This is a genomic window from Mesorhizobium sp. B3-1-7, from assembly GCF_006439385.1.
GTDB lineage: Bacteria > Pseudomonadota > Alphaproteobacteria > Rhizobiales > Rhizobiaceae > Mesorhizobium.
Genome location: NZ_VFTL01000067.1, coordinates 1 through 12,864, shown reverse-complemented (window position 1 = coordinate 12,864; position 12,864 = coordinate 1). Strand labels below are relative to the sequence as shown.

The following is a 12,864-nucleotide window of genomic DNA, read 5'->3' as shown; positions in this document are numbered from 1 at the left end:
ATCAAGAAATGCGCCTGGAACGACGACTATCTCATCAATGCGATCACTCATATGCGATAGCCCTGCCCGCAAGGGGGGTGAAGGAATGTTTGTGCAAAAAAATCTTTGCATCGCCCCAAGGATTGGCCATTAGCCTTCGTCCAACAGGCAAATGACGGCGATGATGCTGGACGACGGCGAAGCCTCCGATGCCGAATTGATCGTGCGGGCGAGGGGCGGAGACAGGGGTGCTTTCGGCAGATTGCTCGAAAGGCACTATGGTTTCGTCTATCGCGCCGCCTATCGCTGGTGCGGACGCAAGACCGATGCCGAGGACGTCGCCCAGGACGTCTGCGTGCGGCTCGGCCGCGCGATCCGCGACTATCAGGGCAGCGGCGCCTTCAGGACATGGCTCTATGCCATGACGCTAAACGCTTCGCGCGACATGATGCGCAAGCGCGCCCGCGATACCGCCAAGACCGATGCCTACGGCGCCTATACGTCGATTGCCGGCGAAGCACCGGCTGAGGCCGACGATCCGACCGAGGCGCTGTGGGCGGCGGTGCGGATGCTGCCAGACAAGCAGCGCGACGCGGTGCTGCTGGTCTATGGCGAAGGTCTCAACCACGCCGCGGCGGCGGAGGTGATGGCGATCTCGGAGGCGACGGTTTCCTGGTACATCCATGAAGCGAAGAAACGGCTGAAGCTGCTGATGCGCTCAGCCGGGGAAGTGTGACCATGGTCGACGACAACGAACTCGAAAGGCTGCGCGACATCGCGGTACCGGCGCCGGACGGCGAGGCGAAGGCGCGCGCGTTCACCGCCGCGATGCAGGCTTTCGACCTCGACGAAAGAATTTCCGCGGTCCCCCAAGGAACGCCCGCAGGCCTTCGTCTCACGGAGCGAGCAAGAATGCTCTGGAGAGACATCATGCAACGGAAACTCATCGCCACGCCGGCCATCACCGCGCTGGTCGCGCTGCCTATTGCCGGCTATGCCGCTTTCGAGATGCTGAAGGAACAGCCGCGGGTCATCGGCGGCAACGGCAGCGTCACCGAGACGGTGGCAGACAAGCCGGCGGCGCAGAAGCCTGCGCCGGAACAGCCCGCGATCAACGAGCCGCTGGCAGCGGCGCCCGCAAATGAAAAGAAGACGGACGAGACCCGGGCCAATTCACAAATGACGCCGGCGGGGCCGCAGCCGGCGACAGAGGTCGACGGCCTGCTAAGGCAGGAGGCTGCGCCGGAGAGCAAGCGCGCCCTGCAGCCTGCGCCGGCGGAGAGCGGCCAGCTCGCGGCCAGCGGCAAGGGCGGGTCGTCCAACAGGGTAATCATGTCCATGACACCGCCGCCAAGCGTCGACGAGGTTGAGCGGGCCGACAAGACGCCGGCAGGCGGCGCGGCCGCCGTTCCAGCGTCTCCGCCCGCCCTCGCCGATTCCAAGCTGATGGTGCAGCCCGCGCCCATGCCGGCCGACCAGCTGCAGCCGCAGGAGGAAAACCGCGATCGCATCGAGACCTTCAAGACCAATCCGGTGCATGAGACTGCGCAGGATCCGGTCTCGACCTTCTCGATCGATGTCGACACGGCCTCCTATTCCTTCGTGCGGCGCTCGCTGAAGGAAGGCGCTCTGCCCGACCCGGACACGGTCCGCGTCGAGGAGATGATCAACTACTTCCCCTATGACTGGAGGGGCCCTAAATCGGCTTCAACGCCGTTCAACTCGACCGTCACCGTCATGCCAACGCCGTGGAACGAGCACACCAAGCTCATGCATGTCGCGATCAAGGGTTTCGACGTGAAGCCGGCCGAGCAGCCGAAGGCCAATCTGGTCTTCCTGATCGACGTGTCGGGGTCGATGGACGAGCCGGACAAGCTGCCGCTGCTCAAGTCCGCCTTCCGCTTGCTGGTGAGCAAGCTGAAGCCCGACGACACCGTTTCGATCGTCACCTATGCCGGCAATGCCGGCACTGTGCTGATGCCGACCAAGGCGGCCGAAAAGCAGAAGATCCTCGCGGCAATCGACAATCTGGCGCCCGGCGGCTCGACGGCCGGCGAGGAAGGCATCCGCGAGGCCTACAAGCTTGCCCAGCAATCCTTCGTCAAGGACGGCGTCAACCGGGTGATGCTGGCCACAGACGGCGACTTCAATGTCGGCCAGACCGATGACGACGACCTCAAGCGGCTGATCGAGAGCGAGCGCAAGACGGGCGTGTTCCTCTCCGTGTTCGGCTTCGGCCGCGGCAATCTGAACGACCAGATGATGCAGACCATCGCCCAGAACGGCAACGGCACGGCGGCCTATATCGACACGCTGGCCGAAGCCGAGAAGGTGCTGGTCGAGGATGCATCCTCGACCCTGTTCACCATCGCCAAGGACGTCAAGATCCAGGTCGAGTTCAACCCGGCCAAGGTCTCGGAATACCGTCTTGTCGGTTATGAGACCCGCGCGCTCAAGCGCGAGGACTTCAACAATGACCGCGTCGATGCCGGCGATATCGGCTCGGGCCACTCGGTGACGGCGGTCTATGAAATCACGCCGAAGGGCAGCGGCGGCGAGCAGGTCGACCCGCTGCGCTACGGCCAAGCCAAGGTCGACAATGGCGGCATCGCAAATGCCGACGAATATGCCTTCGTCAAGATCCGCTATAAGCTGCCTAACGAGAATGTCTCGAAGCTCATCACCACGCCGGTGACCGCCGCCAACGAGGTCTCGTCCTTCGACGCTGCCGGCGCCGACCAGCGGTTCTCAGTCGCGGTCGCGGCCTTCGGGCAGAAGCTGCGCGACGAGGATCAGACGGCGAATTTCGGCTACGACCGGATCGCGGAGATCGCCAACGCCGCGCGCGGCGCCGATCCGTTCGGCTACAGGGCGGAGTTCCTGTCGCTGGTGCGCCTGGCCTCATCGCTGGACGGCAACAAGTAGGCCATTGCGGATTGAAGGAAGGCCGGCGGGAGAAAATCCCGCCGGCCTTTTTGCGATCGTTAAACTGCGCTGCTTTTCCGGAACCTCGCCGCAACGAGCTTCTGTTAGTCAACGCTGATAGAGATTTGAGGGATCAGCAGTGCATATCACGACAATCGGGAACGCGAACTCGACGGCGCTCAATGCCCCGGTGCGCGGACCGTCCGCTCCTTCAGCGGAATCCGCGCGCATCAGGAACGATGTCGACGCGGCGCGCAACACAGCGCTTTCGGCCCTCAACAACGACCGTTTTCGCGTGATGCTGGAACAGATCAGCGACCCCGGCGCATCGGGCGCCCTGATGACGATGGGCGCCGACAATCAGGGCAGTGCCGGCACCGATCTCAATACCGCGCTGTCGCGCTACGCTGAAAACAGCAAGTAGAAATCGTATCAGGCGCGACTGCGCCGGCGCTCGCGGCGGGCTTCGCTGGTCTCGGCGGTGTTTGCCGTCGCCACCTTGTTGCGCATCGGGCCGATGCGCTCGACGATAGTCTCGACGGTCGGGCGGGTCGACTTGGTGTGCGCGTCCAGCGCCTTGCGCATGGCGGCAAGGTGCGCGAACGAGGTGCCGCAGCAGCCGCCGACAATCCTGGCGCCGGCATCGACCGCCAGCCGCACATAATCGGACATCAGCTCCGGCGTGCCGGAATAATGGATCTCCGCGCCGCGGAATTCCGGAATGCCGCAATTGCCCTTGACGATCACGGTCGCGTCCGGCTTCGCCTCGGTCATGTCGAGCAGCGAAGCCAGGATATCGGAAGCGCCGACGCCGCAATTGGCGCCGACGCCGAGAGGGGCCTGCGACAGGCCATCGGCGACGGCGTGGATATCCTTCGGCAGCAGGCCCATCATGGTGCGGCCGGCCGTGTCGAAGGAACCGGTATAGGTATAGGGCAGGCCGACACGGATGGCGGCTTGCGCCGCGGCGCGGATCTCGTCCGGCGCCGACATGGTCTCAATCCAGGCGACTTCGGCGCCGCCGGCCTTCAAGCCCTCGATCTGTTCGGCGAAGGCCTCGACCGCATCGTCGTAAGTCATGGCGCCGAGCGGCACCAGCAATTCGCCGGTCGGGCCGACGGAGCCGGCGACGATCACCTTGCGGCCGGCCTTGTCGGCGACGGAGCGGGCAATCTCGGCGGCGCGCTTGTTCAGCTCGTGAACGCGATCCTGCGCATGATGCAGCTTCAGCCTGTGGCGAGTGCCGCCGAAGGAGTTGGTCAGAATGATATCGGCGCCGGCGTCGACGAAATTCCGATGCAGGCTGGCAATGGTCTCGGGCGAAGTCTCATTGAGCAGCTCAGGCGCCTCGCCGGCCTCGAGACCCATCGCGAACAGATTGGTGCCGGTGGCGCCGTCGGCCAGGAGCACGCCCTTTTCGGCAAGCAGGGCGTCAATCGGGTTGGTCGCGGTCATGACTTTGGCTTTCGTGTTCGAATTCAAATAACGATATAAAGAAGTCTTTATGTCCAGTCAACGAGCTTGCGGCCGCGAAGGCCTTACGAAGCCGGAGTGATCTCGACCTCGATCTCAGTGCAGGCATCGCCGTTGGTCGGGTGATGATCGACTGAGCAGGCGGTGACGACAAGCAGGAGGTCCTGTTCGGCGCGCAGCGTCACGTAGCCGCCCGGCGGATTGATCGATGCCTGGACCACCAAGGTCCCGTCGGGCTGCGGCATGGAGTTCTGGAAGAGATCGACCGGGTCGGGCGCGAAGGGCAGTTCGATGCCTTCCGCGCCGAGCGCCCTCATCAGATTGTCGCGACAGTTCGGGTGATTGGGCAGGCCGGCCCGTTCGTAGAGCGCGCTGTCGCAGGCCGGGTAGAGCATGTCGTGCGGTCCGGGCGAGGCGTCCTCGATCAGCGTCAACACGATCTTGCCGGCGGCGCTGTAGAAATGGTCGCCGGGTTTCGGAAACAGCCGCTCGGTGATGTCGCGGGTCTGCGAGGTGCTCAGCCAGTCGAGCCTGCCTTCGGTCGAGAAGGCCCAGAGGTCCGAGACCTGCTGGCCCTTGGGATCGACGATGCGGATCAGATCGCCGCGCCTGACGCGCATGGAACGGCCCGACTGAGGAGGAACAACGATGTAACGCGGTGCTTGCATGGGTTTCCCGAAACGATGAGCGGCGGCCGGCCTATGGCCGATCGCCAAGATGGCGCCGATGGAGCCGATTAGACAGAGCCTGACGGGAAGGACATTGCGGCCAGCTTCTGCGCAAAACTCGCCGCCTCATGCGCGTTGATGTCGGCAGCCCGGATCAGATTGTCGAAATGGCTGGTGAGCGTGCGGACCGGCTGGGTGGCGTTCAACACCAGGTACATGTCGCCGACATAGATAGCGGCGCGATAGGGGCCGAAGATCGTATACGGGATCGAATAGCGCATGCGGCCGTCATAGAGAAACAGCCGGAAAGTCGGGTAAAGGTCGTCGAGCAGCGTTGCCATGTGCAGCAATTGCTTGCGCCGTTCGGCCTCCGGGAAACGGTCCCAGACACCGAGACCGCGCGCGAAAATCTCCAGCGTATGGCGCGGCATGCAAACCTCCATATCGGTCTCCGGCCGCCTTGTGTAGTCGATGCGGTATTGCGTCTCGCCGGCTTGTGCCTCACGGCTCTTGTTGGTGATGCCGGCCTCGTATTCCACCAGTGCCTCGGTGCGCAGAAGGTCTGGAATGCCGGCGGGCACGTAGCGGATCTTCGTGCCGGCGGCCTCGGCATGCCATTTGGCCAAAAGCGTGCGGTCGAAGCCGTCGGGCGCCTCCTCGATCTCCAGGCTTTCTCTTATTTCGCCGGTGACGCCTTCGTCCTGGCTCAGGCCAAGCAGCCAGTCGAGCGACACCTTGAACTCGGCGGCGATGTTGAGGAGGGTCTCGGCGCGGGGCAGGCGGGTCGAGGCGCCGGACAGCAGTTGCGACAGCGCCGAACGGTCGATCCCGACCGCTGTCGCGAAGGCCGACTGGTTCAAGTCGGACCGTGTCAAGAGCAATTTCAGGCGCTCCCGAAAGGTCGTCGACAGATCGCGCTTGTCCACCACGCTGCTCCTGCTTCCGGAGAGGAAAAATTTGCGCCGGAGCGTGGCTCAGGCGGAAATGAATCCCCATGTTTGTTTACAATGTATAACATATGCAGCCAGAAATGCGCATTCGCAACAGTTTGTGCGCATTGTCGCGTTGATGTAACGGCAGGCTCCTGACACAATGTTGTCAGGAATCGAGTTGGTTCCGGCGACTGGAGGGCAGTGGTCGATAGCATGGCAAGAAGCATGAATACCGGCATGAAGAGACGTAGCAGCGCACCAGCGGTCGAATGGCCGACGGTCTTCCTCACACTCTTCTGCTACGGCGCATGGCTCGCCGTCGGCTTCCTTCTGTGGCCATCCCATCCGCTTTTGGCGCTTGCCGTCCTGCCGTTTATCCTGGCTTTGCAATCCTCGATCATGCACGAAGTGCTGCATGGTCATCCGACCCGCAACGCCAGGATCAATGAAGCCTGCGTCTTCCTGCCGATCGGCATGGTGTGGCCGTTCCGCCGCTTCAAGACCATCCACCTTCGCCATCATGCGGACGAGCGCCTGACCGATCCGCTCGACGATCCTGAGAGCTATTACCAGGCGCTTTGGATGCATGACGAGCTGCCGCCGACAATGAAGCTTCTGCTCAAGATCAACAACACCATGATCGGCCGCTTCGTTCTCGGTCCGTGGTTGTCCTCGGTCGGTTTCTTCATCGACGACGCCAAGCAGATCCTCGCCGGCGACAAGGCGATCCGCAAGGCTTGGCTGCTGCATGCCATCGGTCTCGCGGTTGTGGTGCCGATCGTCACGTTTGGCTTCGGCATTCCGCTGTGGCTCTATATCCTGGTGCCGGTGTGGCTCGGCCAGTCGCTGATCTCGATCCGCACCTATGCCGAGCACCAGTGGTCGGAGCATCCGGAAGGGCGCACGGTGATCGTGGAGCGTTCGCCGCTCTCCTTCCTGTTCCTGAACAACAACCTGCATTTCGTTCATCACAAGAGCCCGACCATTGCCTGGTACAGGTTGCCGAAGCTGTTTCGCGAGCGGCGCGAAGAGTGGCTGCGGATGAACAACGGTTACGCCTATCCGAACTATTTCGCGATGCTGAAAGCTCACGCTTTCAAGGCCAAGGAGCCGATCGTCCACCCGGTGCTGCGGCGCGCGCCGGAGCCCGGTCGCGCCTTCAAGCCGCGGGTCAGGGCGCGCAACGTCAATGGGCTCGGCACGGCCCCGGTTCCGGCGAAGCCGCCGAAAGAGTAGTTTCGACTTCCGCGACCGCTTTTTCGCGGCGGAACGCAGGCGCTGAAGATCGCCTGTCTTTGAAAGCCATTCGACATGAGCAAGTACGTTGCGGCCCTGCCGATGTATGACTGGCCAGAGGCGCGTGGCGAAGTCGACGCGCAATGGGCGCGGCTTCGCGATGCCTTCCGGCAAAGGGGCATCGATGCGCCGGAGGCGGTCGTGCGCAGCAATCGCGAACTGCCGCCGGTGCCTGGCGGCATTCGCGATGACGCCGGCAAGCCGATCGCGCCCGACCCGGCAACGCTACCCCCGGACGAGTTCGATTTTCTCCAGCTCTGGCTGAGCCCGGCGCTGCTCTTCGGGCAAACATGCTGGGGGCCGATGGAACTCGGCCTCGCCCTGCATGTGCAGGTGATTGCCCAGCCAAGCTACGATGCATTCGAGGGCGGGCAGGGCGAGCTTTATTCCAGCGCGTTGGTGATGGCCGCGGACGGCGGACCGTCAGTCGCCTCGCCGGCGGATGGCAAGGCTGTCATCCCGCTCGATCTCATTCGCGGCAAACGCTTCACCTTCAACGATCCGGACTCGATGTCCGGGCTGATCGGGCTGACGCGCGACCTGGAGGCCATGGACAAAAGCCTGGACATCTTCGCCTCACGCAGCGAAAGCGGCGGCCACCGGTCGTCGATCGTGGCGGTCGCGGAAGGCAGGGCCGATATCGCGGCCATCGACTGCGAAAGCTGGGCGCTGGCGCAGCGTTTCGAGCCGGCGGCGAAAGGCGTGAGGGTGGTCGGCTGGACGGCGCGGCGCAAGGGCCTGCCCTACATCACCGCCGGAACGACGCCGGAAAAAACCATTGCCGCGATGCGCGAGGCCGTCGCGACGGTCGAAAGCGGCGCGTCAGAGCAGCCGCTCGTCCAGCCTGTAGGCTGACAGCTTCTCGTTGCCGCTCTCGGTGATCAGGATCTGCTCCTCGATCTTGACGCCCTCGCGTCCGCCCAGCCTGCCGATATAGCTTTCGACGCAGAGCACCATGCCTGGTTCGAGCATCCCGTCCGGCGTGTCGGCGGTCCAGTCGCCGGCATGCGGCAGTGTCGGATATTCGTCCGCCAGGCCGACCCCGTGATAGAGCACGCCGTAGCGTGTCGGATAGCAGTCGTGCGGCGGCACCGCCGAGCGCTCGACGAGGTCGCGGAAGGAGATGCCCGGTCGCATCAAATCCGCATTGTGGGCGATCTGGCCGGCGGCGATGCGGAACAGATCGCGCTGCTCGTTCGACGGCTGCCTGTCGCCGCAAAGCCAGGTGCGCGAAAGATCGGCGCAGAACCCGTACGGACCGATCAGGTCCGTGTCGAAGGCGACGAGGTCGCCATCCTCGATGACGCGCGAGGAGCATTCCTGGAACCAGGGATTGGTGCGCGGTCCCGAGGACAAAAGACGCGTTTCGATCCATTCGCCGCCGCGCGCGATGTTGCCTCGATGCAGCTCCGCCCATAACTCGTTTTCGGAGATGCCCGGCTTCAGCGCCACTTGCATCTCGCCCATCGCCGCCTCGCAGGCAACGATCGAGCGGCGCATGGCGAGGATCTCGTCCGGCGATTTGATGAGGCGTGCATTCTCCATCACCGCCTCGCCGTTGCCTGTCGCGATGCCGCGGCGGGCGAGTTCTTCCACGCCTTCGGGATTGATGTGGTCGACGGCGATGCGGCGGTTGCCGCCGCCATGCTCGGCAACGAGTTCGGCGATGTCCGCGCCCCAGCGCCGGACCTTCTGCTCGGTAAGCCCGCCGCTGTAGAGATACATCCACGACACGGCCGGGCGCACCTCGTCGACGACACCCGAATGGTCGGACAGATGCTCGCAGGAGAAATAGTCGAACAGCACCACCGGCCCTTCGGTGGCGACGAAACAATGGCGTGTCGGGTTGTGCGCGACCCAGAGCTGCATGTTGGTCGAGTCCGTCGCGTAGCGGATGTTGACCGGGTCGTAGAGCAGGGCGCCGGCATAGTCGCGGCGCTTCAGCTCGGCACGAATGCGGTCCAGCCGGTATCTGCGCATGGCGGGCAGATCGGGCGCGGCGATGCCGGCGGCGGCCCATTCCGCCTCAGCTGTCTCGCCATAGCCCAGCACATGCTGGTTGAGCGAGGCCGCCTTCTCGCGCGAGGCCTCGCGCAGCGCTTCGACCGAGCCTGGTTCGAAGGGCATGATCTTGCGGTGGCGGCCGAAGCGTTGCGTGTCCATTCGTTCCCCTGAAACCTACTGCGCGCCCTTCTTGTGCAGTTTGGTGATTGTGACCTTGCGCGGCGGGAAGCCGAGTGCCTGCGGCACTTCAATAGTGCGGTGGACGGTGTCCATCGCGTAGCCGGCCCTCGCCAACTCTTCGAAGACGTCCGAGGACGATTCCCTGTCGTCGGTAAGCACAAGCACCGCCGGTTCGCGGATCGATCTGGCGAAGTCCGGCGTCTCGTCGTCGAGCGCGATGAGACCGGCATCGACCAGGCGCAGATTGCCGACCCAGAACCAGCTCGAGACCACGGTCTTGACCGGCCCGTCGGCATTGATCTGGTCGTAGAGCGACCGGTAATCCATGCGCACGATACCGCCGCGGCTGTCGCCGCCATGCAGGTGCATGTACCAGCTCAGCGGCAGTACAAGGATGGCAAGCACTGCGCCGACGAAGACGATGGTGGCTTGCGTTTTCCGGCCCTTCTGGCCGATCGCGTCGAAACGCATCGCAAGGGCCGCGGGCAAGAGGATAAAGACGGGAAGCATCCAGCGGTCGCGAAACTGCGTGATGCCGGCTGCCAACACGACCGTCACCATGACCAACAAGCCAAGGACGATCGCCCGCCACAACAGCTTTTCCGGCCATCTTACCGGCTGAGGCGGCTCCGTCCGTTTCCTTGTCGCCAGGACATAAGCGACGGCAAAAATCGCTACCGGTAATACAGCGAAATTGGCGATCGCATTGACCAGTCTGCGGATGCCGAGAAATGCCGTATGCGCGACGCCGCCGCCTTCGGCCACGCCCAGGCCCCCTTGATGCGAGAGCAGATCCTCCAGATGCGTGAGGCTCCAATAAAGCGTCGGCAGGCAGGCCAGGACCGCCACCGCCACGCTGATCAGGAAACGGCGGTCGAGGATCGCCTGGCGCGTTTCGCGAACCGAAAGAGCCGCCAGGAACAAGGCGGCGAGGAAGATGACGATGTTGTATTTCGACAGCATCGCGGCAGCCGTCGCCAGGCCGAACAGCGCGTAGGCGATGGCCGATCGCCGCTTCTCGACCTCGACCAGCGCCAGAAGCAGCACCGAGGTGAAACAGAATATGGCGACCGAGTGGGTGAGGGCGTGCTGCATCTCCCAGAAGATCTGTGGAAACAGAAGCAGCCCGAACATGCCGGCCGCGGCGGCGCGGTTGGAGTAGCCGAGGCGGCGTATGGCGGTGAAATAGGCGGCCAGCCCTGCGGCCAGCAGGCCGTATTTGACGATCTTGAGGGCAAGGACGCTGGTTCCGACCAGCGAGGCCGCGAGCATCGCCAGCCAGGTGTATAAAGGCGGCTGCGAACTGCCGTAGCCGGCGGCCAGGAACCGCATTTCCATCAATTGCTCGGAATCGTCGACGCCGACACCCGTGCCCGCAGCATGGGACAACAGGGCCATCACGACGATCTGGGTCAGGCAGTAGAGGAGGACCGAGGCGACCGCGGCGCTGAATGGACCGACCCGTTCATCGCACAGCCAATCGGTCCATTTCTCTAGCTGCCGCAAGGGGGTGGTCTTCTCATGCTGATGCGCCGCTAGCGGGCTCGGACCATGCCATAGCAACCGACGCAATCCAACAATTCGTAGGGCTTCAGGTCCGCATCTTCTCGCCGCTCGGGTCGAAAGGCGGCTCGACATTGATGCGGGCCGGGCGGCGGTGGCCGAGGATTTCGATCTCGAACAGGCCGGCGCTCTCGTCCTCGGCAAGGGCCGCGGGGACATAGCCCTGCGCCATCGACTTCTGGACGTAATGCGCATAACCGCCCGACGTGACCCAGCCGACGACGCGCCAGTCTCCGTCGACGATGCCGCGCACGGCGGAAGCGCCTTCGGCGGCTTTCGAGCCACGCACTTCCTTGCCGGATGTGTCGAAGCGCGGCGCGCCATAGCCATGCGGCTTCTCGACCGTGCCGTAGTCCTTGCCGACCTTGGCCCAGATCGGCTCGTCGCCCATCACGTCGGCATCCGCCGCGTCGACGATGAAGGAGACGCGGCGCAGCTTCGGCCCGTCGGCATGCTCCTTCGCTGACGCCTCGCGGCCGATGAAGTCGTTCTTCTCGAGTTTGATGAAGCGGTCCATCGAGCCCTCGAACGGTCCGTAGATCGGGCGCAACTCGCGGAACCAGGTCGGGAAGTTCTTTTCCAGGCGCATCGACAGCAGAGCGCGCATGCCGAAATCGACCAGGCCGAATTCCGCGCCCGCTTCCTTGATCGCCTTGTAGACCAAGCGTTGATAGGCGGGCGCCATCCAGATCTCGTAGCCGAGGTCGCCGGTATAGGTGATGCGGTTGACCATGCAGGGCGCGCCGCCGACCGCCATCTCGCGAAAGTCCATGAAGCGGAAGGCCTTTGTCGACACGTCGACATCGACCAGCTTCTGCAACAGGTCGCGCGACTTCGGCCCGGCGATCGACAGACCGACCAGCGTCTGGTCGAAGCGGTGGACGCGCACCTCCGACGCTCTTGGGCCGTCCTTCGGCAGGTGTTTCTCGAACCAGCGCATATGGTATTTCTGCGCGGCGGAAGAGCCCCAGATCATGAAGCGGTCCTCGCCGGTCTTGGCGATGGTGAAGTCGCCGATCAGCTTTCCGAATTCGTTGACCATCGGGGTCAGCACGATACGGCCGACCTTCGGCATGCGGTTGGTCATCAACCGGTTAAGGAAATCCTCCGCGCCCGGTCCCGAGACCTCGTATTTGGCGAAGTTGGCGATCTCGGTGACGCCGACCTTGTCGCGCGTGGCGCGCACTTCCTCGCCGATCGGGCCGAAATCGTTGGAGCGGTGGAAGGAGACGATGTCCTTGGGCTCCGTGCCCTTCGGCGCGAACCAGAGCGGGGTTTCCAGGCCCCAGGAGTCGCCCATCACGGCATTGTTGGCGAGCATGATGTCGTAGAGCGGGGTCGTCTGCGCCGGGCGGGCGGCGGGAAGCTCCTCGTTGGGGAAGCGGATCGAGAAGCGGCGCGAATAATTCTCGCGCACCTTTGCGTTGGTGTAGCGCAGGCTCGCCCATTCGCCGAAGCGGGCGACGTCCATGCCCCAGACGTCGAAGCCCGGATCGCCATGCACCATCCAGTTGGACAGCGCGAGGCCGACGCCGCCACCCTGGCTGAAGCCGGCCATCACGGCGCAGGCGCACCAGAAATTGGTCAGGCCCTGCACTGGGCCGACCAACGGGTTGCCGTCCAGCGCGAAGGTGAAGGGGCCGTTGATGATCTGCTTGATACCGGCCTTCTCGATGCCGGGGAAATGCTTGAAGCCGATTTCCAGCGACGGCGCGATGCGATCGATGTCGGGTTGCAAGAGCTCATGGCCGAAATCCCACGGGGTGTTGACCGGCGACCACGGCTTGCAGGCCTTCTCGTAGGTGCCGAGCAAGATGCCGTTGCGCTCCTGGCGGGTGTAGATC

The 12,864-nt window shown here is 63.9% G+C and carries 11 protein-coding genes; 5 read left to right on the top strand and 6 right to left on the bottom strand.

Going from position 1 to position 12,864, the window contains the following annotated elements:
* The first annotated feature begins 151 nt into the window (after window positions 1-151).
* From FJ417_RS32510 to FJ417_RS32500, 3 genes are all read left to right on the top strand, one after another.
* Window positions 152-715 carry an RNA polymerase sigma factor gene (locus FJ417_RS32510; protein WP_140786285.1) on the top strand — a complete coding sequence of 188 codons (564 nt, stop codon included), beginning with the start codon at window positions 152-154 and terminating at the stop codon, window positions 713-715.
* A gap of 2 nt (window positions 716-717) precedes the next feature.
* Window positions 718-2,904: a VWA domain-containing protein gene (locus FJ417_RS32505; protein WP_140786284.1), complete on the top strand. Its 2,187-nt coding sequence runs from the start codon at window positions 718-720 to the stop codon at window positions 2,902-2,904.
* Between the two features lie 139 nt (window positions 2,905-3,043).
* Entirely contained in the window at window positions 3,044-3,328 is a 285-nt protein-coding gene (locus FJ417_RS32500; RefSeq protein WP_246672478.1) for a hypothetical protein, read from the top strand.
* 8 nt (window positions 3,329-3,336) lie between these two features.
* On the opposite strand, the gene bmt is transcribed toward FJ417_RS32500, so the two are convergent.
* The 3 genes from bmt to FJ417_RS32485 all read right to left on the bottom strand — a co-directional run bounded on the left by bmt (window position 3,337) and on the right by FJ417_RS32485 (window position 5,971).
* Window positions 3,337-4,359 carry a betaine--homocysteine S-methyltransferase gene (bmt, locus tag FJ417_RS32495; protein ID WP_140786283.1) on the bottom strand — a complete coding sequence of 341 codons (1,023 nt, stop codon included), beginning with the start codon at window positions 4,357-4,359 and terminating at the stop codon, window positions 3,337-3,339.
* A gap of 83 nt (window positions 4,360-4,442) precedes the next feature.
* A complete protein-coding gene (locus FJ417_RS32490; protein ID WP_140786282.1) occupies window positions 4,443-5,045 on the bottom strand; it encodes an urea carboxylase-associated family protein in 603 nt (200 codons plus the stop codon).
* 68 nt (window positions 5,046-5,113) lie between these two features.
* The gene (locus FJ417_RS32485; protein WP_140653510.1) at window positions 5,114-5,971 is read right to left on the bottom strand and encodes a helix-turn-helix transcriptional regulator; all 858 of its coding nucleotides are present in this window, start codon (window positions 5,969-5,971) and stop codon (window positions 5,114-5,116) included.
* Window positions 5,972-6,202: 231 nt separating this feature from the next.
* On the opposite strand from FJ417_RS32485, the gene FJ417_RS32480 reads away from it, so the two are divergent.
* Both FJ417_RS32480 and FJ417_RS32475 read left to right on the top strand, forming a co-directional pair.
* Window positions 6,203-7,213 carry a fatty acid desaturase gene (locus tag FJ417_RS32480; protein ID WP_140786281.1) on the top strand — a complete coding sequence of 337 codons (1,011 nt, stop codon included), beginning with the start codon at window positions 6,203-6,205 and terminating at the stop codon, window positions 7,211-7,213.
* Between the two features lie 75 nt (window positions 7,214-7,288).
* Window positions 7,289-8,128 carry a PhnD/SsuA/transferrin family substrate-binding protein gene (locus tag FJ417_RS32475; protein WP_140786280.1) on the top strand — a complete coding sequence of 280 codons (840 nt, stop codon included), beginning with the start codon at window positions 7,289-7,291 and terminating at the stop codon, window positions 8,126-8,128.
* On the opposite strand, the gene FJ417_RS32470 is transcribed toward FJ417_RS32475, so the two are convergent.
* The 3 genes from FJ417_RS32470 to FJ417_RS32460 all read right to left on the bottom strand — a co-directional run.
* On the bottom strand, window positions 8,096-9,436 hold the full coding sequence (locus FJ417_RS32470; protein WP_140786279.1) for a Xaa-Pro peptidase family protein: 1,341 nt from the start codon (window positions 9,434-9,436) through the stop codon (window positions 8,096-8,098). The genes FJ417_RS32475 and FJ417_RS32470 overlap by 33 nt on opposite strands.
* Window positions 9,437-9,451: 15 nt before the next feature.
* Window positions 9,452-10,963, bottom strand: a complete 1,512-nt coding sequence (locus tag FJ417_RS32465) for a glycosyltransferase family 39 protein (RefSeq protein ID WP_181183365.1) — start codon at window positions 10,961-10,963, stop codon at window positions 9,452-9,454.
* Between the two features lie 85 nt (window positions 10,964-11,048).
* Window positions 11,049-12,864 (bottom strand): FAD-dependent oxidoreductase (locus FJ417_RS32460; RefSeq protein WP_140786277.1); only part of this gene is annotated, 1,816 nt, incomplete at its 5' end.